Genomic DNA, 21300 nt, shown 5'->3' on the forward strand with positions numbered 1-21300 from the left:
GCCCGGTTACGGATGAGTCTGAATCAAAATGGGTAAGCGCACGGGTTCGCAGTCAACTGACTGTAAAGACGAGCTTTTCAGGAGTGCCTGTAAGCAGGTGCGCCAGAAGTCGAAGGACTACCGGGCGTTGAAGAGATGAAAGTCGAAGCAGTTGCGGTGGGCAAACTTCATTATATGAGTGACCCGCCTTATATGGGGCATAAAACGATTGTTATTTTCCATTTCCATTTTTCCTTTCAGTAATTGAAAGCGGGGTCATTTTATCTGGAAAGGAGAGGTAAACCGTGAAGACGATCAACATTAAGCGATCGTTTAAAAAATAATTATCCGCATTTTACTTTGATGGCAGATCAAAATGCTGTTTTGTAGGTGTTATGTTAATGTGCTGTATTTTTAATGTTTTGAACGACATGAAATAAGAATAAATAAACCTTTGGCTGTTATTTAAATATCAACAAGCAGGGTAATTATTTTTAAGTCAAATTAAAGTGAATGGTTATTCAAAGCATAAACCGATAACCGATACCGGTTTCAGTTAATATATGGCGGGGGCGCGCGGGATCCACTTCCAGTTTCTGACGAAGATGCCCCATATATATGCGCAAGTAGTGACTATGCTCCACCGCATTCGGTCCCCAGACCTGGCTTAACAGCTGACGTTGGGTAAGGACTTTGCCGTGATTGTTGAGCAGAACCGCCAGCAGGCGAAATTCGATGGGCGTCAGGTGGATTTCCGCGTTCCCCTGCTGAATACGCCGTGCCGCCAGATCGACACGGATATCGGAAAAGGTATACACCGGGTCGACGGGGGCGGTGGTTGCGTGGCGGCGCAGGGCAACGCGCAGTCGCGCCTGAAGTTCGCCAATGCCAAACGGCTTGCTGAGATAGTCGTCGGCACCGGCATCGAGGGCGGCAATTTTGTCGGTCTCTTCCAGACGCGCGGAGAGCACGATGATCGGCATCTGGCTCCACTGGCGCACTTCGCGGATAAAATCGAGGCCGTCGCCGTCCGGCAGACCTAAGTCGAGGATCACCAGGTCCGGCTTGCGGGTGGCGGCTTCAATCAGGCCCCGCTGTAGCGTCCCGGCGTCATGAACGCGCAACCCTTCGCCTTCCAGCGCGGCGCGCAGAAAACGGCTGATGGCGAGTTCATCTTCAACAATCAGGACGTTAATCACAAATCCTCTGGAAATTCATTCAGTTCAGGTGGCGCATCGAGCGGCAGTGTAACACAAAATACCGCCCCGCCTTCGGGGCGGTTATGGGCCGTGATGGTGCCGCCGTGTACCTCAACAATCGCCTGGCAAATCGCCAGCCCCAGCCCCACGCCTGGAATGGCAGACTCCTTATTACCCCTGGCGAACTTATCAAAGATAGCCTGTTCCTGGCCCGCCGGAATGCCCGGGCCGCTATCCCATACCTCCAGCTGTAACGTATCGGGCGTGACGCTGGCCTGGATGCCAATTTGCGCTTTGCTGCCCGCGTATTTAGCGGCGTTCTCCAGCAGGTTGATCAGCACCCGCTCGAACAGCGGTCCGTCGACGTGGATCAGCGCCAGCGGTGCCGACATCTCCAGCGCGATATGCCGCCCCCCGAGCCCCGGCTCCAGCATTTTTAAGGCGCTGCCAATCACCTCTTCCAGCGTCAGCCACTCTTTTTTCAGATTAAAGCCGCCGGACTGGATCCGCGCCATATCCAGCAGGTTATTCACCAGCCGGGTGGTGTTGAGCACGTGCTGGCGGATCTCGCTGGCCTGCATGGCGTGGCGGGAGCCTTCTGCCGCCAGGTCGAGGGTCAGGATCTCCGACTGACCGAACAGCACCGTCAGAGGCGTACGCAGATCGTGGGAGAGTGCCGCCAGCAGCGAGTTGCGAATGCTCTCGCGCTCGCTGGCTAACCGCGCCTGCTCTTCGCTGGCGGTGAGCGCCAGCCGCTCCAGGGCGCTTGCCACCAGCAGGGTAAAGGTCTCCAGTAGCCGCTGCTGCTCGGGGATCATCAGCTGGCGCAGGTTGGATGGCTCAACAACCACCACCCCCTGGCTCTGTAACGGCAGGATCTGCCAGGGCACGCCCGGCAGAGTGTCGGTGCCCGCACCCGCAGGCTGGCCTTTATCGAAGCTCCAGCGGGCAATGGCCTCATCCCACGGGGTCATCCCCGAGGCCGGGGTCAGCGGGCCCAGCTTGCCCTCCGCATCCGGGAGCAGGATCAGGCTGCGGGCGTTGAAGGTGGAGTGAATAAACTGCTGGCTGGTCTGGACGATATCCTGCGGCGTGCGGCCCACCGCCAGCGCTTTCGACATCTCATACAGATGGCGGGTGCGCTGCTCGCGATAGCGTGCGATCCGCGCCTGATAGCGCACTCCTGCCGTCAGGTTACCGATAAGCAGACCCACCGCCAGCATCACGGCGAAGGTGAGGATGTACTGGACATCCGACACTGCCAGGGTGCCGCGCGGGGCGATGAAAAAGAGATCGAAGCTGATGACGTTGATGACCGTCGCCAGCACCGAGGGCCAGCGGCCGTAAAACAGCGCCACAAGCACTACCCCCAGCAGGTAGATCATCACCAGGTTGGCGGCATCAAAGCCGGGTAGCCACTGGCTGGCAACAAAGGTGATCAGGGCGCAGAGCAGCACCGCCACCAGACAGCCGCGCAGCTGGATCCGCCATTTGTCGCTGAACGTCCGGTTATCCGGGGCTCTGGCGGGCAGGGGGGCCGGTTTGTCGTCCAGGGCGACGATCAAGAGATCGAGGTCGGGAGCCCGCTGCGCCAGCCTGTCGGCAAAGCTCTGATGGCTGAACCAGCGGCGGCGGGCGCGCCTGCCGATGACAATCTTGCCGAGGTTGTGCTCCCGGGCATAGCGCAAGATGGCTTTCTCTTCCGCCTGCTCGGCCAGGGTGGCGGTTTCTGCGCCCAGCTCCTGGGCCAGGCGCAGGGCCGCAAGAATGGCGCGGCGCTGGTTCTCCGGCAGACGGTGCAGCTGCGGCGTCTCGACGTAGACGGCGTGCCAGACGCTGCCAAATTTAGCCGCCAGACGCGCGGCGGTGCGCACCAGCTTTTCATTACCGCTGCCGTGACCAATGCAGAGCAAAATCGCATCCCGGGTATGCCACACTTTCTCCTCACCCTGACGGTCGCGCCAGGCCCGCATCTGGTCGTCCACCCGGTCGGCGGTGCGGCGCAGGGCCAGCTCGCGCAGGGCGATCAAATTACCTTTACGGAAGAAGTGCTCAATTGCCCGCTCGGCCTGCCCGGCGATGTAGACCTTGCCCTCATGCAGGCGCTGGCGCAGATCGTCCGGAGGCAGATCCACCAGCACCACCTCGTCCGCCCCGTCGAAGAACGGGTCCGGGACGGTCTCCCGCACCTGAATGCCGGTGACACCGCTGACTACGTCGTTGAGGCTCTCCAGATGCTGGACGTTCACGGTGGTGAAAACATCAATGCCCGCCTCCAGCAGCTCCTCGACGTCCTGCCAGCGTTTGGGGTGGCGCGAGCCGGGGGCATTGGTGTGCGCCAGTTCGTCCATCAGGATCAGCGCCGGGCGGCGGGCGAGGGCGGCATCGAGATCGAATTCCGTCACCAGACGCCCACGATGATGGATGCGCCGGGGCGGCTGGGTGGTCAGCCCGGCCAGCAGGGCGGCGGTCTCCTGACGTCCGTGAGTTTCCGCCACGCCGATCAGAATATCGAGCCCCTGGGCGCGCAGACGCTGGGCTTCGCTCAGCATGGCGAAGGTCTTCCCGACGCCCGCGCAGGCGCCGAAGAAGATTTTCAGCTTGCCGCGATGGGGCGTGGCGGCCTGCTCCAGCAGTTTGTCCGGGTCCGGGCGCTGAGGCTCGTCGATCATTTACTCTTTCCTTAGCGCGTCCAGCGCCAGATTTAATTCAACGATATTCACCACCGGATTGCCCATGGCGCTGAACAACGGCTTTTGCGTATGCGCGGCAACCAGCTGGCTGAGCTGTTCGCTGCTGATCTGACGCGCCTGCGCGACGCGCGGGATCTGCCAGGCAACGGCCTGCGGGGTCAGGCTGTAGTCCAGCCCGCTACCGGAGGCGGTCACCAGTTCAACCGGCACCGCCGGGCTGGCCTGCGGGTTGGCGGCGCGCAATTGCGCCACCCGCGTGCGAACGGCGTTATCCAGCGCGGGGTTGCTGCCCGCCAGGTTGCTGCCGCCCGAGGCCATAGGATTATACGGGCTCTCTGCCGTAGCGGAAGGACGCCCGTGAAAGTAACCCGCCGCGGTAAAGTTCTGTCCAATCAATCGGGAACCACGGATCTCCCCCTGCTGGCGGATAAGCGATCCGTTGGCCTGGTCGTGAAACCACCACTGACCCAGCGCGGTGGTCACCAGCGGATAGAGCCCGCCGGTGATCAGGGCCAGCAGAATAAACAACAGTATAGCGGGGCGTAACATAGCCATTTGATTTTCCTCTTAAACCAGCCCAAACAGAGTCAGCACGACGTCGATGGCTTTAATGCCGATAAAGGGCACCACCAGCCCGCCCAGACCGTAGATCCACAGATTGCGGCGCAGCATGGCGGCGGCGGTGAGCGGTTTGTAGCTCACGCCTTTCAGCGCCAGCGGGATCAGGAAGATAATGATCAGCGCGTTGAAGATCACCGCGCTCAGAATTGCCGAGGCGGGGGAGTGGAGGTGCATGACGTTCAGGGCATTCAGCTGCGGATAGGTCGCCGCGAACGCCGCCGGGATGATGGCGAAATATTTCGCCACGTCGTTGGCGATACTGAAGGTGGTGAGCGACCCCCGGGTCATCAGCATCTGTTTGCCGATATGCACCACCTCGATCAGCTTGGTGGGGTTGGAGTCGAGATCGACCATATTCCCGGCCTCTTTTGCCGCCTGGGTACCGGAGTTCATCGCCACCGCCACGTCCGCCTGGGCCAGCGCCGGAGCGTCGTTGGTGCCGTCACCGGTCATCGCCACCAGCCGTCCTTCTCCCTGATACTGGCGGATCAGCGCCAGTTTGGCTTCCGGAGTCGCTTCAGACAGGAAATCGTCTACCCCGGCCTCGGCTGCAATGGCGGCGGCGGTCAGGCGGTTATCCCCGGTGATCATCACCGTTTTAATGCCCATCTTACGCAGCTGGGCAAAGCGCTCCTTGATGCCGCCTTTGACGATGTCCTTCAGGGCGATCACCCCCAGCACGGTAGCGCCTTCCGCCACCACCAGCGGCGTGGCTCCCTGACGGGCGACGTTCTCCACCAGGGTATCGACCTGTGGCGGGCAGTGGCCGTTGTTGGCCGCGATATGGCGGTGAATGGCGTCCACCGAGCCCTTGCGGATCAGGCGATCCTGAATGTTAATCCCGCTCATCCGGGTCTGCGCCGTAAAGGGGACAAAGGTGGCATGCAGGCTCTGCACGTCGCGCTGGCGCAGATTGAAGCGCTGTTTGGCGAGAACCACGATGCTGCGGCCTTCCGGGGTTTCGTCCGCCAGTGAAGCCAGCTGTGCGGCGTCGGCCAGCGTTTTTTCATCCACGCCCGGGGCGGGAAGAAACTCGGAGGCCTGGCGGTTGCCCAGGGTGATGGTGCCGGTTTTATCCAGCAGCAGCACGTCGACGTCGCCTGCCGCCTCGACGGCCCGTCCGCTGGTGGCGATCACGTTAGCCGCCAGCATCCGGCTCATGCCCGCCACGCCGATGGCCGACAGCAGGCCGCCGATAGTGGTGGGGATCAGGCAGACCAGCAGGGCAACCAGCACCGTGACGCTCACCGCCGTCCCGCCATACGACGAGAAGGGCCACAGGGTCGCCGTCGCCAGCAGGAAGACGATGGTCAGCGCCACCAGCAGAATGGTCAGGGCGATTTCATTTGGGGTTTTGCGCCGCTGGGCGCCTTCTACCATAGCGATCATCCGATCGAGGAAGGTTTCTCCCGGGTTGACGCTGCACTGGATCACCAGCCAGTCGGAGAGAATACGCGTCCCGCCGGTGACCGAGGCGAAATCGCCGCCGGACTCACGGATAACCGGCGCAGACTCCCCGGTAATGGCGCTCTCATCCACCGAGGCGCCTCCTTCGATGACCTCCCCGTCGCAGGGAATGATGTCTCCGGCTTCGACCAGCACGATATCGCCTTTGCGCAGCGCATCCGCCGGCACCCTGTCGGTGGCGGCACCGTATTTCGCTTCGCGTAGCTTGCGGGCGAACGCCGTCTTCTGGACGCCTTTCAGGCTGTTGGCCTGGGCCTTGCTGCGTCCTTCCGCCAGCGCTTCAGCCACGTTGGCAAACAGCACGGTGAACCACAGCCACAGGCCGATCGCCGCGGTAAAGGTGGCGTTCCCGGCCAGTAACCCGCCCGCCATGGCAACGGCAAGCAGGGTGGTCAGCAGGCTTCCCAGCCAGACGATAAACATCACCGGGTTGCGCCACTGCACGCGCGGATCTAATTTTTTTATCGCATCCATCAGCGCCTGGCGAACCAGAGAAGGTTCGAGCAGGGCCAGTTGCTTACGACTCATGACGATTACTCCGTTAAATCAGCGTAAAGAGAGATGTTCCGCAACCGGGCCTAATGCGAGGGCGGGAATAAAGGTAAGGGCGCCTACCAGCAGGACGGTGCCGATCAGCAGGCCGACAAACAGCGCGCCGTGTGTGGGCAACGTGCCGCCCGAGGCGGGCTGGCGGGTCTTGTTGACCAGCGATCCGGCGATGGCCATTACCGGCACAATCACCCCAAAGCGGCCGATCAACATGCAGAACGCCAGCAGGCAGTTCCAGAACGGCGAGTTGGCGCTCAGGCCCGCAAAGGCGCTGCCGTTGTTGTTGGCCGCGGACGAAACCGCGTACAGCACCTCGCTGAAGCCGTGGATCCCGGGGTTGAAGATGCCGCTGCGTCCGGCGTCGGTCATCAGCGCCAGCGCGGTACCGAGCAGCACCAGCGCCGGGGTGACGAGGATCGCCAGGGCGGTCAGCTTCATCTCGCGCACGTCGATTTTCTTGCCCAGATATTCCGGGGTGCGGCCAATCATCAGCCCGGCGATAAACACCGCCAGCAGCACGAACAGCAGCATGCCGTACAGGCCCGATCCGACGCCGCCAAACACCACTTCGCCAATCTGCATCAGCCACAGCGGGATCATCCCGCCCAGGGCGGTGAAGGAGTCATGCATAGCGTTGACCGCGCCGCAGGAGGCAGCGGTGGTGATCACCGCATACAGGCTGCTGGCGAGAATGCCAAAGCGGCTCTCTTTCCCTTCCATATTGCTGTTGCTGTCGGCCCCCAGCAGCATGAAGTGACTGTTGCCCTGCCATTCCGCCCACATCACCAGTGCCGCGCAGACCACAAAGATGGCGGACATGGTCCAGAGGATCGCGTGTCCCTGGCGGCGATCGCTCACCGCCTCGCCAAAAGCAAAACAGAGCGCGGTGGGGATCAGGAAGATCGCCAGCATCTGCACGGCGTTGGTCAGGGCGGTCGGGTTCTCAAACGGATGGGCGGAGTTGGCGTTAAAGAAGCCACCCCCGTTGGTACCCAGCATTTTGATCGCTTCCTGGGAGGCCACCGGCCCCATCGGCAGCAGCTGTTTAGCCCCTTCCAGCGAGGTAAACGGCTGATACGCCAGCAGGTTCTGTAATACGCCTTGCTGGATAAACAGCAGCGCGATGACCAGCGACAGCGGCAGCAGCACCCACAGGGTGATGCGGGTCAAATCGACCCAGGCGTTGCCAAGCGTAGTGACATTCTGACGAGCAAAGGCGCGGATCAGGGCGAAGATCACCGCAATGCCGCTCGCCGCTGAGAGGAAGTTTTGTACCGTCAGTCCCACCATCTGGCTGAAATAGCTCAGGGTGGTTTCACCGGCATAAGACTGCCAGTTAGTATTGCTGACAAAGCTGACGGCGGTATTGAGCGCCAGATGCCAGGAGAGCCCCGGAAGCTGCTGCGGATTGAGCGGCAGCCAGCCCTGAAGCATCAGCATGGCGAAAAGCACCACCAGACCTACCCCGTTCAACAGCAGGATAGCGAGCAGATAGTGCCGCCAGCCCATTTCATCGGCACGTATTCCGAGCAGGCGCAATAAACCTGCGTCAATGGCCTGCACGCCGGGCAGTGGCAGGCCGTTAATCATCCGTGCCAGCCACATCCCCAGCGGTCGGGCGAGCGCCAACAGCACCAGCAGGAAGCTGGCAATAAGCAGAAATCCCTGAGAGGCCATCAGAATGCCTCCGCATTAAGCAGGGCATAGATCAGATACCCCAGTAACAGAAACACCAGCACGATGCCCGCAATGATACCTCCACTCACAATTCACCTCCGGGTGACATTAGTTGTGGTGCAAACGGTAAATTTTCTGGCGCAAAGATTTCGCAAAAATCAGGCGGGGAGGTGTAAAAAAAGTATAAAAATGGCTAAGACCATAATTTAACTAATGGTTAGTATTAATTTAACTTTTATGTAACTCAATTACGGCGTGAATTGTAAATATTCACTAAATGGATGAAAAAGAGTGGTCGGATGAGTAGTAAAATTACAGCCAAAGCGTTACTATTTTCATCAGTTAATCAGTTTTACTTTTCCGGAGAAGGTTTCCGGCCAGAGAAAGGGGAGAAAATGATGGAATTTTACAAAGCGTATCCGGCACATATCGTTTTTATTCGCCGCACTTTCGCTGTGTTAGCGGGTGTTCTGGCGTTACCAGTTATGCTTTTCTGGAAAGATCGTGCCCGTTTTTACAGCTATCTGCATCGCGTCTGGGCTAAAACCAGCGATAAGCCGGTGTGGATGGATCAGGCTGAAAAAGCCGTTTGTGACTTTTACTAAGAAAGACTACACACAGCAATTGCAGTAATAAAAAAACCGCCACAGCAATGTGGCGGTTTTTTTATCCCTCGGGATTCGCGGTCCGTAGGGATGATTCAAACAAGCACTACCAGAGAAGTTAATCTTAACCTTAACCGCCCTCAGGCCAAATTTGCGTTATCTAAATGAATTCTGAAAGGGCTGCCACAGCCGGTCCATAGTCTCGTTAAGGCCGCCATCAGGGCGGCCTTTTTTATTTCAGTATGGCTACACTTGTTAAAGGGAAGTATCCTCGGTGACTTGTAGATGTTACAGACGATAATACTGGAGTGTTATGGCCACCCATCTGGTCTGGTTTCGCGCCGATCTGCGCATCCACGATAACCTGGCGCTTGCCGCCGCCTGTCGCGACAAAAAAGCCCGCGTGCTGGCGCTATTTATCGCCACGCCACAACAGTGGCAGCAGCACGCCATGGCCCCACGTCAGGCCGCGTTTCTTCATGCCCATCTCAAGGGTTTGCAACGGCAACTGGCCGACAAAGGCATTCCGCTGCTGTATGAGGAGGTTCCTGATTTCGCTGCCCAGGGTGAAAAAGTGGCCCAGCTTTGCGACAAGCATGATGTCACCCATCTTTTTTATAACTACCAGTACGAACTCAACGAGCAGCAGCGCGACCTCCAGCTGGAGCGCGCATTGCAGGACGTCACCTGTCAGGGATTTGATGACAGCGTGATCCTGCCGCCGGGCAGCGTGATGACCGGCAATCACGAGATGTACAAGGTCTTTACGCCGTTTAAAAATGCCTGGCTGCGGCGGCTGAAAGAGGGGCTGCCCGAGTGTGCGGCGGCGCCTGCCGCCCGTGAAGGTGAAAAGGTTACTCCGGCAGAGCTGGATTTCGACTATCCAAAACAGCCCTTCGATACTGACCTCTTCCCGGCGAGCGAGAAAGAGGCGATTGCCCGCCTGCGTCAGTTCTGCCAGCAAGGGGCAGGGGAGTATGAGGCGCAGCGTGATTTCCCGGCCATCGAAGGTACCAGCCGACTCTCAGCCTGTCTGGCGCTGGGGGTACTTTCTCCCCGTCAGTGCCTGCACCGATTGCTGGCAGAACAATCCCAGGCGCTGGAGGGCGGGCCGGGTTCCGTATGGCTTAACGAGCTCATCTGGCGAGAGTTTTACCGTCACCTGATGACGTATCACCCTGATTTATGTAAATATCGGCCATTCATCCGCTGGACGGATAACGTCAAATGGCAGTCTGAGGACGCCCAGCTGAAGGCGTGGCAATATGGACAGACCGGCTATCCCATCGTTGATGCCGCCATGCGCCAGCTGAATGAAACCGGCTGGATGCACAATCGCCTGCGCATGATCACCGCCAGCTTTCTGGTCAAAGATCTGCTTATCGACTGGCGCGCCGGGGAACGGTACTTTATTTCGCAGCTGATCGATGGCGACCTGGCCGCCAACAACGGCGGCTGGCAGTGGGCGGCATCGACCGGAACCGATGCGGCCCCCTATTTTCGTATTTTTAACCCGACAACCCAGGGGCAGAAGTTTGATGCCGACGGCGTGTTTATCCGTCGCTGGCTGCCGGAACTGGCCACCGTACCGGACAAGGCCATCCACGATCCCTGGACCTGGGCGGACAAGCAGGGCGTCACCCTCGATTATCCGCGCCCGGTTGTCGACCATAAACAGGCGCGCGTTGCCACGCTGGCCGCGTATGAAGCCGCCCGTAAAGCATAAGGGAGTAATAATGAAAAACAGTGAACTGGAACGCCTGATTAACGACAAACTCAACAGCACCAGCTTCAGCGACTACGCGCCGAACGGCCTGCAGGTGGAAGGGCGTGAGCAGGTGCAGAAAATTGTCACCGGCGTAACGGCAAGCCAGGCGCTGATCGATGAAGCGGTGCGTCAGAATGCCGATGCGGTGATTGTTCACCACGGCTATTTCTGGAAAGGTGAATCGCCGGTTATCCGCGGCATGAAACGCAATCGCCTGAAGACCCTGCTGGAAAACGACATCAATCTCTACGGCTGGCATCTGCCGCTGGACGCGCACCCGGAACTGGGGAATAACGCCCAGCTGGCGGCGCTGCTTGGCATTACCATCATGGGTGAAATCGAGCCGCTGGTGCCCTGGGGTGAACTCTCCATGCCGGTACCGGGTCTGGAGCTGGCGTCGTGGATCGAAGCCCGGCTGGGGCGTCGTCCGCTGTGGAGCGGCAACACCGGGCCCGATACCGTACAGCGCGTCGCCTGGTGTACCGGCGGCGGGCAGGGCTTTATTGACAGCGCGGCGCGTTTTGGCGTCGATGCCTTCATCACCGGCGAAGTGTCCGAGCAAACCATTCACTCCGCCCGCGAGCAGGGGCTCCATTTTTATGCAGCAGGCCACCACGCCACGGAACGCGGCGGTATTCGCGCCCTCAGCGAATGGCTGACAGAAAATACCGACCTGGATGTCACCTTTGTGGATATCCCTAATCCAGCCTGATGAGAGGTATATAAGTGCAGCGAGCACGTTGTTATCTGCTAGGCGAAACCGCCGTGGTACTGGAGCTGGAACCGCCAGTGACCCTGGCGACGCAAAAACGGATCTGGCGCTTGACCCAGCGGCTGGGTGAACTCCCTGAAGTGGTGGAAGCCATTCCGGGGATGAATAACATTACCGTGGTGCTGCGCAATCCCCACTCGGTGGCGCTGGATGCGATTGAGCGTCTGCAGCGCTGGTGGGAAGAGAGCGAGGCGCTGGAGCCGGATTCCCGCGCCATCGAAATCCCCGTTGTGTACGGCACCGCCGCGGGCCCTGACCTTGGCGAAGTGGCCCGGCATGCCGGGCTTTCGGAGAAACAGGTCGTGGAGCTCCATTCATCCGTTGATTATGTGGTCTGGTTCCTGGGTTTTCAGCCGGGCTTCCCTTACCTGGGCGGGCTGCCCGAGCAGCTGGCTACCCCACGTCGCGCCGAACCCCGGTTGCAGGTGCCGGCGGGTTCAGTGGGGATTGGCGGGGCGCAAACCGGGATTTACCCCTTAGCCACACCCGGCGGCTGGCAGCTGATAGGACACACCTCTCTGCCACTGTTCGATCCCAGTCGTGACGAGCCGGTGCTGCTGCGCCCTGGCGATACCGTGCGGTTTATCCCGCAGAAGGAGGGGGTATGCTAAAAATAGTTCGTGCCGGGCTCTATACCTCGGTGCAGGACGGCGGACGCATCGGTTTTCGCCAGTCGGGGATCAGCTACTGCGGTGCGCTGGATAAACCGGCATTGCAGATTGGCAATCTGCTGGTGGGCAACGATCCGGACGATGCCGCGCTGGAGATCACCCTTGGACAATGTACCTTCGAGTTTGAACAAGACGGCTGGTTTGCCCTGACCGGGGCAGGCTGTGACGCCCGGCTTGACGGCGCGGCGGTCTGGACCGGCTGGCGTCTGCCGGTAAAAGCCGGGCAGCAGCTCACCCTTAATCGCCCCCGTCGCGGCATGCGTAGCTATCTGGCGATCGCGGGCGGCATCGAGGTGCCGTCGGTCATGGACTCCCTGAGTACCGATCTGAAAGTGGGCCTGGGCGGACACGAAGGGCGTCTGCTGAAAGATGGCGATCGCCTGGCCGTGCGGCCTGGCGGGCGCGAATTCCGCGAAGCGCAGGGCGTGAAACAGCTGCTGTGGGATAACCGCGTGCGCGCCCTGCCGGGGCCGGAATACCATGAGTTTGATCAGGCTTCGCAGGATGCGCTCTGGCGTCTGCCCTGGCAGCTCAGCCCGCAAAGTAACCGCATGGGCTATCGCCTGCAGGGACAAAAACTGCAGCGCACCACCGAGCGCGAACTGCTCTCCCACGGCCTGCTGCCGGGCGTTATTCAGGTGCCGCATAACGGGCAGCCGATTATTCTGATGAACGATGCCCAGACCACCGGGGGCTATCCGCGGATCGCCTGCATCATTGAAGCCGATATGTACCACCTGGCCCAGGCGCCGCTCGGACAGCCGATCCACTTTGTCCCCTGTACCCTGGAAGAGGCTCTGGAAGCACGACGCATCCAGAAGCAATACATCGAACAGCTGGCGTGGAGGTTGCATGATCGCGGTTGATTTAAATGCAGATTTGGGTGAAGGGTGCGGCAGCGATGCCGCGCTGCTACAGCTGGTGTCGTCAGCCAACATCGCCTGCGGGTTTCATGCCGGTGATGCCGAAACCATGCTGGCCTGCGTGCGCGAGGCGCTGAAAAACGGGGTGGCCATCGGGGCGCACCCCAGCTTCCCGGATCGGGAGAACTTCGGCCGCACGGCCATGACCCTGCCGCCGGAGACGGTTTATGCGCAAATGCTGTATCAGATTGGGGCCCTGGCGGCGATCGTTCGCGCCGAAGGCGGGCAGCTGCGTCACGTGAAACCCCACGGCATGCTCTATAACCAGGCGGCGAAGGATCGCAATCTTGCTGATGCGATCGCCCGCGCTGTGGCGACCGTCGACCCGGATCTGATCCTGGTTGGGCTGGCCGGGAGCGAGCTGATCCGCGCCGGAACGCGCTATGGCCTGATCACCCGGGAAGAGGTGTTTGCCGATCGCGGGTATCAGCCGGATGGTAGCCTGGTGCCGCGGACCCAGGCCGGAGCGCTGATTGCCGATGAAGAGCAGTCCCTGGCGCAAACCCTGGAGATGATACAGCGCGGCCGGGTGAAAAGTATTACCGGTGAATGGGCAACCGTACACGCACAGACGGTCTGCATCCACGGTGACGGTGAACACGCCCTGGCCTTTGCCCGTCGCCTGCGTCAGGAATTTGAAGCAAATAATATAAAAATCAGTGCATAACGCACATTTGCAAACACAACAACAGGAAAGAGAACATGGCAGAGACGCTATCCCTCTGGCCACTCATCGGTATCGCGGTGATTGTGGTCGGGTTTCTTTTACGCTTTAACCCGGTGCTGGTGGTCATTGTCGCCGGGATCGTCACCGGCCTGGCGGCGCATATGCCGGTCGCCACTATTCTGGAAAAACTGGGTGAAGGGTTCCTGAACACCCGCAACCTGCCCTATATCCTCCTGATCCCGCTGGCGGTTATCGGTCTGCTGGAGCGCCACGGCCTGAAAGAGCGGGCCCAGGCGTGGATCGCGAAGATCCACAGCGCCACCGCCGGTCGTCTGCTGATCGTCTATCTGTTCGTTCGTGAAGCTTCGGCGGCGATGGGGCTGACCAGCCTCGGCGGGCATCCGCAGATGGTGCGTCCGCTGCTGGCACCGATGGCAGAAGGGGCCGCAGAGAAAAAGTATGGCGAACTGCCGGGGGCGGTGCGTTATCGCCTGCGGGCCATGTCGGCCGCCACCGACAACGTCGGGCTGTTCTTTGGCGAAGACATCTTCGTTGCCTTTGGCGCCATCATCTTTATGCATAATTTCATGCTTGAATCCGGCGGCATCCAGACCGAGCCGCTGCATATTGCCCTATGGGGGATCCCGACCGCGCTTTGCGCCTTTGCGATCCACGCCACCCGACTGTACCGCCTGGATAAGCATCTGGAGCGCGAACTGGCGAAAGTGCAGGGAGAGGTGAAATGAATTTCCAGCAAAGCTATCTCTACTGGCTGGCAGGCCTGATCCTGCTGATCGTGGCGCTGATGTCGTTTCGCGATAAAGCCAACCCACGACGCATCACCACCGGTCTGTTCTGGGGCATTTACGGCCTGCTGTTCCTGCTCGGCAACTGGACCTACGATCTGGTGGGCGACAAGCGCACCGTGCATATCGCGGTGGGTCTGGCGGTGGTCGTCCTGGCGCTGATCGCCGGTTTTGGCGGCGTGCGCCTCGGCAGCTATCACCAGCGCACGGCAGAAGAGCGCGAGGGCAGCGCGAAGCGTCTGGGCAATCGCCTCTTCTTACCGGCGCTGGCCATTCCGGTGGTGACGGTGGTGGGCGTGCTGATGTTTAACCACATTCCGGGCCTGCAGGAGACGCTGTTCGGGCCGGGCAACCACTCGACGCTGGTCACGCTGTTCTCGATGACCATCGGCTCGCTCATTGGCCTGGCGATGGCGGTCAAAATGACCCATGAGAAAGTGCATCAGCCTCTGCAGGAGGCGCGCCGACTGCTCGACTCCATCGGCTGGGCCTTTATTCTGCCGCAAATCCTTGCCACCCTTGGCCTGCTGTTTACCGCCGCTGGCGTCGGGGAGGGGATTTCTTACCTAACCCAGACGTATCTGGCGGTGGACAGCCGGTTTATCGCGGTGGCGGTTTATGCCGTGGGCATGGCGCTGCTGACGATGGTGATGGGCAACGCCTTCGCTGCCTTCCCGATTGTCACTGCGGGGATCGGCATCCCGATCCTGGTCCTGCAACACGGCGGCAACCCGGCGGTGATGGCGGCGATTGGCATGTTCTCCGGCTACTGTGGCACGCTGATGACGCCGATGGCGGCTAACTTCAACATCGTGCCCGCCGCGCTGCTGGAGCTGCCCGATAAAAATGCGGTCATCAAAGCGCAGGTGCCTACCGGGGTGCTGCTGCTGATCGCCAACGTATTCCTGCTCTACTTCCTGATGTTCCTGTAAGGAGAAATGATGCGAACAGTTTTAATCACCGGATTTGAGCCCTTTGGCGGCGAGAGCGTTAACCCGTCGTGGGAAGTGGTGAAACAGCTTGATGGCGCGATTATTGACGACTGTCGCGTGGTAGCGCGGCAGTTGCCCTGCGTGTTTGGCGAGTCGTTATCGGTGCTGAACGCGGCCATTGACGCGCTGCAGCCCTCCGTCGTACTGGCGATAGGCCAGGCCGGGGGCCGGGTGGATGTCACCGTTGAGCGGGTGGCGATCAATGTCGATGACGCTCGCATTCCCGATAACCGGGGGCAACAGCCGGTGGATGTCGCCATTGTTGACGGCGGCCCGGCGGCCTGGTTCAGCACCCTGCCGATTAAAGCGATGGTGGCGGCCCTGCGGGAGTCAGGCATTCCTGCTTCTGTTTCCCAGACGGCTGGCACATTCGTCTGCAACCACGTGATGTACGGCGTGCTGCACAAGCTGGCCAACAGCCCGGACGTGAAGGGCGGGTTTATCCATATTCCTTACCTCCCCGAGCAGGCGGCAGCGCACCCCGGCGCCCCGAGCATGGCGACGCACACCGTGAAGCAGGCCCTGGAGATCGCCATTGCGGTGGCGCTGCGTCAGGAGCACGACATCAAAGTGGTGGGCGGAGCGACGCACTAGAAAGGAGACATCATGCCAGAAGGACCAGAGATCCGCCGCGCGGCGGATAGCCTGGAGGCGGCGATAAAAGGTAAACCGCTCACCGACGTGTGGTTTGCTTTTCCTCAGTTAAAAACCTTTGAATCCCGGCTTATCGGCGAGACGGTCACGCATCTGGAGACGCGCGGCAAAGCGCTGCTCACCCACTTCTCCAACCAGCTTACGCTCTACAGCCATAACCAGCTGTATGGCGTCTGGCGGGTGGTGGATACCGGTAAACTGCCGGAGACGACCCGTGTGCTGCGCGTCAAACTGGAGACGGCGGACAAAACCATTCTGCTCTATAGCGCCTCGGATATTGAGATGCTGCTGCCGGAGCAGCTTACCACCCATCCCTTCCTGCAGCGGGTGGGGCCGGATGTGCTGGATTTACGCCTGACGGCAGAGGATGTGAAAACGCGGCTATTGTCGGCAAAATTTCGCAATCGCCAGTTTTCCGGGCTGCTGCTGGACCAGTCGTTTCTTGCCGGTCTGGGCAACTATCTGCGGGTAGAAATTCTGTGGGAGGTGGGGCTGGCGGCGAGCCACAAAGCCTCGCAGCTCAGCGACGCGCAGCTGGATGCGTTATCCCACGCGCTGCTGGATATCCCGCGTCTGTCGTATAACACGCGCGGAGTGGTGAATGAGAATAAGCATCACGGGGCGTTGTTCCGGTTTAAGGTGTTTCATCGCGCGGGGAAAAAATGTGAGCGCTGCGGTGGGGTGATTGAGAAAACGACGCTCTCTTCGCGACCGTTTTACTGGTGTCCACATTGTCAGACATAAAAAAACGCCGGGTGGCGCTGACGCTTACCCGGCCTACGTAGGCCCGGCAAGCGTAGCGCCGCCGGGCATCGCTGTTAGCGTTTGGTCACGTCAGACTCGAAATTACGCTGCTCGTAGCCGGTATACAGCTGGCGAGGACGCGCAATTTTCATGCCTTCGGTGTGCATTTCGTTCCAGTGTGCAATCCAGCCCACGGTACGCGCCATCGCGAAGATAACGGTAAACATGGAAGACGGAATGCCCATCGCTTTCAGGATGATACCGGAGTAGAAATCGACGTTCGGATAGAGTTTCTTCTCGATGAAGTACGGGTCGTTCAGCGCGATGTGTTCCAGCTCCATCGCCACCTGCAGCAGGTCATCTTTGGTGCCCAGCTCTTTCAGAACTTCATGGCAGGTTTCACGCATTACGGTTGCGCGCGGATCGTAGTTTTTGTAAACACGATGACCGAAGCCCATCAGACGGAAGGAGTCATTCTTGTCCTTCGCACGACGTACGAATTCAGGAATGTGCTCAACGGAGCTGATCTCTTCCAGCATCTTCAGTGCCGCTTCGTTCGCGCCGCCGTGTGCCGGTCCCCACAGGGAGGCAATACCTGCTGCGATACAGGCGAACGGGTTCGCGCCGGAGGAGCCAGCGGTACGCACGGTAGAGGTAGATGCGTTCTGCTCGTGGTCAGCGTGCAGGATCAGGATACGATCCATTGCGCGTTCCAGCACCGGGTTCACTTCATACTCTTCGCACGGCGTGGCGAACATCATACGCAGGAAGTTACCTGAGTAGGAGAGGTCGTTGCGTGGATAAACAAACGGCTGTCCGATGGAGTATTTGTAGCACATCGCTGCCATGGTTGGCATTTTGGACAGCAGACGGAACGCGGCGATATCACGGTGACGCTGGTTATTCACGTCCAGCGAGTCATGGTAGAACGCAGCCAGCGCGCCGGTGATCCCGCACATAACCGCCATTGGATGTGAATCGCGGCGGAATGCATGGAACAGACGGGTAATCTGCTCGTGGATCATGGTGTGACGGGTAACGGTGGTTTTGAACTCATCGTACTGTTCCTGCGTCGGCTTTTCGCCGTTCAGCAGGATGTAGCACACTTCCAGGTAATTGGAGTGGGTCGCTAACTGGTCGATGGGGAAACCGCGGTGCAGCAGGATACCTTCGTCACCGTCGATGTAGGTGATTTTGGACTCGCAAGATGCGGTGGAGGTAAAACCAGGGTCAAAGGTAAACATACCTTTAGAACCAAGACTACGGATATCAATAACATCCTGACCGAGCGTGCCTTTTAGCACATCCAGTTCGATAGCAGCGTCACCATTTAGGGTGAGTTTTGCCTTAGTATCAGCCATTTACGGTCTCCTTAGCGCCTTATTGCTTAAGACTGCCCATAACCGGATTTGCATTCAGCTAATTTATCATTGTTACCAGTTTGTTATTTGGCTCGCCGCTCAGCTCACGAGGAGAAACCAGGGTACAGAGCAATGGCGCTAGCAGGTAAACAAATGAGAAATCAGAGAAATAACAGCAAATCAGTGTTTGTGCAGTCCGAATTATTCAAACCTGTATATCACTAATAACTGTCCTGATAACTTCGGTCAATACCATCACACTGTTACATAACTTATTCTCAGGTGAAAGAGAGACCTCATAACTTTTGCGCATTATATGCCTTTTCTGGTGATGTTTGTAACAATAATGTTTAACATTTGTCAAATCAGATGATTAAAAATTAAAAAGATGTTGTTATCGTGACCCTGATCACTGTTCCGTATAAAACCCGACAAACTGTATGTAGGTTAATTGTAATGATTTTGTGAACGGCCTATACTGCCGCCAGGTCTCCGGAAAACCCTGCAATCCCGAGCCAACCAGCGTTGTAACGTGTCATTTGAGCATCTGGAAGCAATGTTTTGCATGACGCACAGTTATATAAAAGGCACGCTGTCTGACCCGCATCGCAGTCCGGAGGAAGGAAACTATAAGAACAGCATGTGGGCGTTATTCATGATAAGAAATGTGAAAAAACAAAGACCTGTCAATCTGGATCTAAAAACGATCCGATTCCCCGTAACGGCAATAGCGTCCATCCTTCATCGTGTATCCGGTGTGATCACGTTTGTCGCGGTGGGTATCCTGTTATGGTTGCTGGGTACCAGTCTCTCGTCTCCGGAAGGATTCCAGCAGGCCTCTGACATCATGAACGGTTTCTTCGTGAAATTTATCATGTGGGGCATCCTGACCGCGCTGGCTTATCACGTTGTCGGCGGCGTTCGTCATATGCTGATGGACTTCGGCTATCTGGAAGAGACCTTCGAAACCGGCAAGCGTACCGCTAACATCTCCTTTGTTATCACTGTCGTGCTTTCACTTCTCGCAGGAGTTCTCGTATGGTAAGCAACGCCTCCGCATTAGGACGCAACGGCGTACATGACTTCATTCTGGTCCGTGCTACCGCTATCGTTCTCACCCTCTACATCATCTACATGATCGGTTTCTTTGCCACCAGCGGCGACCTGACGTGGGAAATCTGGACCGGTTTCTTCGGTTCTGCTTTCACCAAAGTGTTTACCCTGCTGGCGCTGTTCTCCATTCTGATCCACGCATGGATTGGCATGTGGCAGGTACTGACCGACTACGTTAAACCGATGGCAATTCGTCTCGCGTTGCAGCTGGCAATCGTCGTTGCCCTGGTGGTTTACGTCATTTATGGATTTGTTGTGGTGTGGGGTGTGTGATGAAACTTCCTGTCAGAGAATTTGACGCTGTAGTGATTGGAGCCGGCGGCGCAGGTATGCGCGCGGCGCTGCAAATTTCCCAGAGCGGCCAGACCTGTGCGCTGCTCTCTAAAGTCTTCCCGACCCGTTCCCATACCGTATCCGCGCAGGGTGGCATCACCGTCGCGCTCGGTAATACCCATGATGATAACTGGGAATGGCATATGTACGACACGGTGAAAGGCTCCGATTACATCGGTGACCAGGACGCCATTGAATATATGTGCAAGACCGGCCCGGAAGCGATTCTGGAGCTGGACCATATGGGGCTGCCATTCTCCCGCCTGGAGAACGGTACCATTTATCAACGTCCGTTTGGCGGCCAGTCGAAAGACTTCGGCGGCGAGCAGGCGGCACGTACCGCCGCAGCGGCAGACCGTACCGGTCACGCCCTGCTGCACACGCTGTACCAGCAGAACCTGAAGAACAAAACCACCATCTTCTCCGAGTGGTATGCGCTGGATCTGGTGAAAAACGAAGATGGCGCAGTAGTGGGTTGTACCGCTCTGTGCATCGAAACCGGTGAAGTGGTCTATTTCAAAGCCCGCGCAACCGTGCTGGCGACCGGCGGCGCAGGCCGTATTTACCAGTCCACGACGAACGCCCATATCAACACCGGTGACGGCGTCGGTATGGCGATCCGCGCTGGCGTGCCGGTGCAGGATATGGAGATGTGGCAGTTCCACCCAACCGGTATCGCCGGTGCGGGCGTGCTGGTCACAGAAGGCTGCCGTGGTGAAGGTGGCTACCTGCTGAACAAACACGGCGAGCGCTTCATGGAGCGTTATGCCCCGAATGCGAAAGACCTGGCGGGTCGTGACGTGGTGGCGCGTTCCATCATGATCGAAATCCGTGAAGGTCGCGGCTGTGACGGCCCGTGGGGCCCACACGCCAAGCTGAAGCTTGACCATCTGGGTAAAGAGGTTCTGGAATCCCGTCTGCCGGGTATCCTGGAGCTGTCCCGCACCTTCGCGCACGTCGACCCGGTTAAAGAGCCGATCCCGGTTATCCCAACCTGTCACTACATGATGGGCGGTATTCCGACCAAAGTGACCGGCCAGGCGCTGACCGTGAACGAGCAGGGCGAAGACGTGGTGATCCCGGGCCTGTTCGCAGTAGGCGAAATCGCCTGCGTATCCGTACACGGCGCCAACCGTCTGGGCGGCAACTCTCTGCTCGACCTGGTGGTGTTTGGTCGTGCGGTGGGTCTGCATCTGCAGGAGTCCATTGCTGAGCAAGGTCCACTGCGTGATGCCACCGAAGCCAATATCGACGCCTCTCTTGAACGTCTCAACCGCTGGAACGGTAACCGCAACGGCGAAGATCCGGTGGAAATCCGTAAGGCGCTGCAGGAGTGCATGCAGCACAACTTCTCGGTGTTCCGTGAAGGCGACGCGATGGCGAAAGGTCTTGAGCAGCTGAAAGCGATCCGCGAGCGTCTGAAAAATGCCCGTCTGGACGATACTTCCAGCGAGTTCAACACCCAGCGCGTCGAGTGTCTGGAGCTGGATAACCTGATGGAAACCGCGTACGCGACGGCGGTCTCTGCAAACTTCCGTACCGAAAGCCGTGGCGCCCATAGCCGCTTCGACTTCCCGGATCGTGACGACGAAAACTGGCTGTGCCATTCCCTGTATCTGCCAGAGTCGGAATCCATGACACGTCGTAGCGTCAATATGGAACCGAAACTGCGTCCGGCGTTCCCGCCGAAGATTCGTACTTATTAA

The 21300-nt window shown here is 58.8% G+C and carries 21 protein-coding genes; 13 read left to right on the forward strand and 8 right to left on the reverse strand.

Features of this window, described 5'->3' with window-relative positions:
• Positions 1 to 117: 117 nt before the first annotated feature.
• From speFL to kdpF, 7 genes are all read right to left on the reverse strand, one after another.
• Positions 118 to 222, reverse strand: coding sequence for a leader peptide SpeFL (gene speFL / locus K5I40_RS14095; protein ID WP_138369585.1), 105 nt, complete (start codon positions 220 to 222; stop codon positions 118 to 120).
• 278 nt (positions 223 to 500) lie between these two features.
• The gene (kdpE, locus tag K5I40_RS14100; protein ID WP_223074877.1) at positions 501 to 1178 is read right to left on the reverse strand and encodes a two-component system response regulator KdpE; all 678 of its coding nucleotides are present in this window, start codon (positions 1176 to 1178) and stop codon (positions 501 to 503) included.
• Positions 1175 to 3850: a two-component system sensor histidine kinase KdpD gene (gene kdpD / locus K5I40_RS14105; RefSeq protein ID WP_223074876.1), complete on the reverse strand. Its 2676-nt coding sequence runs from the start codon at positions 3848 to 3850 to the stop codon at positions 1175 to 1177. The genes kdpE and kdpD overlap by 4 nt, the downstream gene beginning before the upstream one ends.
• A complete protein-coding gene (gene kdpC, locus K5I40_RS14110) occupies positions 3851 to 4426 on the reverse strand; it encodes a potassium-transporting ATPase subunit KdpC (protein WP_039029319.1) in 576 nt (191 codons plus the stop codon).
• 12 nt (positions 4427 to 4438) lie between these two features.
• Positions 4439 to 6487 (reverse strand): potassium-transporting ATPase subunit KdpB, encoded by a 2049-nt coding sequence (kdpB, locus tag K5I40_RS14115; RefSeq protein ID WP_223074875.1) that lies wholly within the window; start codon positions 6485 to 6487, stop codon positions 4439 to 4441.
• An 18-nt stretch (positions 6488 to 6505) separates the two neighbouring features.
• Positions 6506 to 8185 carry a potassium-transporting ATPase subunit KdpA gene (kdpA, locus tag K5I40_RS14120; RefSeq protein WP_223074874.1) on the reverse strand — a complete coding sequence of 560 codons (1680 nt, stop codon included), beginning with the start codon at positions 8183 to 8185 and terminating at the stop codon, positions 6506 to 6508.
• On the reverse strand, positions 8185 to 8274 hold the full coding sequence (gene kdpF, locus K5I40_RS14125) for a K(+)-transporting ATPase subunit F (RefSeq protein WP_223074873.1): 90 nt from the start codon (positions 8272 to 8274) through the stop codon (positions 8185 to 8187). Before kdpF ends, kdpA begins: the two co-directional genes overlap by 1 nt.
• A gap of 309 nt (positions 8275 to 8583) precedes the next feature.
• On the opposite strand from kdpF, the gene K5I40_RS14130 reads away from it, so the two are divergent.
• From K5I40_RS14130 to nei, 10 genes are all read left to right on the forward strand, one after another.
• Positions 8584 to 8790, forward strand: a complete 207-nt coding sequence (locus tag K5I40_RS14130) for a YbfA family protein (protein ID WP_039029414.1) — start codon at positions 8584 to 8586, stop codon at positions 8788 to 8790.
• Between the two features lie 313 nt (positions 8791 to 9103).
• A complete protein-coding gene (gene phrB / locus K5I40_RS14135) occupies positions 9104 to 10516 on the forward strand; it encodes a deoxyribodipyrimidine photo-lyase (RefSeq protein ID WP_223074872.1) in 1413 nt (470 codons plus the stop codon).
• A gap of 10 nt (positions 10517 to 10526) precedes the next feature.
• Positions 10527 to 11270, forward strand: a complete 744-nt coding sequence (locus K5I40_RS14140) for a type 2 GTP cyclohydrolase I (RefSeq protein ID WP_223074871.1) — start codon at positions 10527 to 10529, stop codon at positions 11268 to 11270.
• 14 nt (positions 11271 to 11284) lie between these two features.
• Positions 11285 to 11941 (forward strand): 5-oxoprolinase subunit PxpB, encoded by a 657-nt coding sequence (gene pxpB / locus K5I40_RS14145; protein ID WP_039029324.1) that lies wholly within the window; start codon positions 11285 to 11287, stop codon positions 11939 to 11941.
• Positions 11935 to 12867 (forward strand): 5-oxoprolinase subunit PxpC, encoded by a 933-nt coding sequence (pxpC, locus tag K5I40_RS14150; RefSeq protein ID WP_223074870.1) that lies wholly within the window; start codon positions 11935 to 11937, stop codon positions 12865 to 12867. Before pxpB ends, pxpC begins: the two co-directional genes overlap by 7 nt.
• Positions 12857 to 13591, forward strand: a complete 735-nt coding sequence (gene pxpA, locus K5I40_RS14155; RefSeq protein WP_138369722.1) for a 5-oxoprolinase subunit PxpA — start codon at positions 12857 to 12859, stop codon at positions 13589 to 13591. The genes pxpC and pxpA overlap by 11 nt, the downstream gene beginning before the upstream one ends.
• A gap of 35 nt (positions 13592 to 13626) precedes the next feature.
• The gene (locus tag K5I40_RS14160; protein WP_039029326.1) at positions 13627 to 14337 is read left to right on the forward strand and encodes a DUF969 domain-containing protein; all 711 of its coding nucleotides are present in this window, start codon (positions 13627 to 13629) and stop codon (positions 14335 to 14337) included.
• Complete coding sequence (locus K5I40_RS14165) at positions 14334 to 15329, forward strand: DUF979 domain-containing protein (protein WP_139564566.1); 996 nt, start codon at positions 14334 to 14336, stop codon at positions 15327 to 15329. The genes K5I40_RS14160 and K5I40_RS14165 overlap by 4 nt, the downstream gene beginning before the upstream one ends.
• A gap of 9 nt (positions 15330 to 15338) precedes the next feature.
• Positions 15339 to 15983 (forward strand): pyroglutamyl-peptidase I, encoded by a 645-nt coding sequence (gene pcp / locus K5I40_RS14170; RefSeq protein ID WP_223074869.1) that lies wholly within the window; start codon positions 15339 to 15341, stop codon positions 15981 to 15983.
• Positions 15984 to 15995: 12 nt separating this feature from the next.
• Complete coding sequence (gene nei, locus K5I40_RS14175; protein WP_223074868.1) at positions 15996 to 16787, forward strand: endonuclease VIII; 792 nt, start codon at positions 15996 to 15998, stop codon at positions 16785 to 16787.
• A 74-nt stretch (positions 16788 to 16861) separates the two neighbouring features.
• Here nei and K5I40_RS14180 read toward each other — a convergent pair whose 3' ends face one another.
• Positions 16862 to 18148: a citrate synthase gene (locus tag K5I40_RS14180; protein ID WP_039029330.1), complete on the reverse strand. Its 1287-nt coding sequence runs from the start codon at positions 18146 to 18148 to the stop codon at positions 16862 to 16864.
• Positions 18149 to 18788: 640 nt separating this feature from the next.
• Between K5I40_RS14180 and sdhC the strand changes: the two genes are divergently transcribed.
• The 3 genes from sdhC to sdhA are packed head-to-tail and all read left to right on the forward strand — an operon-like array spanning position 18789 to position 21300.
• Positions 18789 to 19193: a succinate dehydrogenase cytochrome b556 subunit gene (gene sdhC, locus K5I40_RS14185; protein ID WP_039029416.1), complete on the forward strand. Its 405-nt coding sequence runs from the start codon at positions 18789 to 18791 to the stop codon at positions 19191 to 19193.
• Positions 19187 to 19534 (forward strand): succinate dehydrogenase membrane anchor subunit, encoded by a 348-nt coding sequence (gene sdhD, locus K5I40_RS14190; RefSeq protein ID WP_039029331.1) that lies wholly within the window; start codon positions 19187 to 19189, stop codon positions 19532 to 19534. Before sdhC ends, sdhD begins: the two co-directional genes overlap by 7 nt.
• Positions 19534 to 21300 carry a succinate dehydrogenase flavoprotein subunit gene (gene sdhA, locus K5I40_RS14195; RefSeq protein ID WP_039029332.1) on the forward strand — a complete coding sequence of 589 codons (1767 nt, stop codon included), beginning with the start codon at positions 19534 to 19536 and terminating at the stop codon, positions 21298 to 21300. The genes sdhD and sdhA overlap by 1 nt, the downstream gene beginning before the upstream one ends.

Origin of the sequence: Leclercia sp. LTM14, from assembly GCF_023736175.1 — a bacterium.
Taxonomy (GTDB): Bacteria; Pseudomonadota; Gammaproteobacteria; order Enterobacterales; family Enterobacteriaceae; genus Enterobacter; species Enterobacter barmai.

Bases quoted from the DNA above. Each gene is read 5' to 3' on its own strand.
- kdpA (WP_223074874.1), bottom strand. From the start codon at position 8,185: ATGGCCTCTCAGGGATTTCTGCTTATTGCCAGCTTCCTGCTGGTGCTG.
- sdhD (WP_039029331.1), top strand. From the start codon at position 19,187: ATGGTAAGCAACGCCTCCGCATTAGGACGCAACGGCGTACATGACTTC.
- pcp (WP_223074869.1), top strand. From the start codon at position 15,339: ATGCGAACAGTTTTAATCACCGGATTTGAGCCCTTTGGCGGCGAGAGC.
- speFL (WP_138369585.1), bottom strand. From the start codon at position 222: ATGGAAAATAACAATCGTTTTATGCCCCATATAAGGCGGGTCACTCAT.
- K5I40_RS14180 (WP_039029330.1), bottom strand. From the start codon at position 18,148: ATGGCTGATACTAAGGCAAAACTCACCCTAAATGGTGACGCTGCTATC.
- K5I40_RS14140 (WP_223074871.1), top strand. From the start codon at position 10,527: ATGAAAAACAGTGAACTGGAACGCCTGATTAACGACAAACTCAACAGC.
- sdhC (WP_039029416.1), top strand. From the start codon at position 18,789: ATGTGGGCGTTATTCATGATAAGAAATGTGAAAAAACAAAGACCTGTC.
- kdpB (WP_223074875.1), bottom strand. From the start codon at position 6,487: ATGAGTCGTAAGCAACTGGCCCTGCTCGAACCTTCTCTGGTTCGCCAG.
- phrB (WP_223074872.1), top strand. From the start codon at position 9,104: ATGGCCACCCATCTGGTCTGGTTTCGCGCCGATCTGCGCATCCACGAT.
- sdhA (WP_039029332.1), top strand. From the start codon at position 19,534: ATGAAACTTCCTGTCAGAGAATTTGACGCTGTAGTGATTGGAGCCGGC.
- kdpC (WP_039029319.1), bottom strand. From the start codon at position 4,426: ATGGCTATGTTACGCCCCGCTATACTGTTGTTTATTCTGCTGGCCCTG.
- K5I40_RS14130 (WP_039029414.1), top strand. From the start codon at position 8,584: ATGGAATTTTACAAAGCGTATCCGGCACATATCGTTTTTATTCGCCGC.
- pxpC (WP_223074870.1), top strand. From the start codon at position 11,935: ATGCTAAAAATAGTTCGTGCCGGGCTCTATACCTCGGTGCAGGACGGC.
- nei (WP_223074868.1), top strand. From the start codon at position 15,996: ATGCCAGAAGGACCAGAGATCCGCCGCGCGGCGGATAGCCTGGAGGCG.
- kdpD (WP_223074876.1), bottom strand. From the start codon at position 3,850: ATGATCGACGAGCCTCAGCGCCCGGACCCGGACAAACTGCTGGAGCAG.
- K5I40_RS14165 (WP_139564566.1), top strand. From the start codon at position 14,334: ATGAATTTCCAGCAAAGCTATCTCTACTGGCTGGCAGGCCTGATCCTG.
- K5I40_RS14160 (WP_039029326.1), top strand. From the start codon at position 13,627: ATGGCAGAGACGCTATCCCTCTGGCCACTCATCGGTATCGCGGTGATT.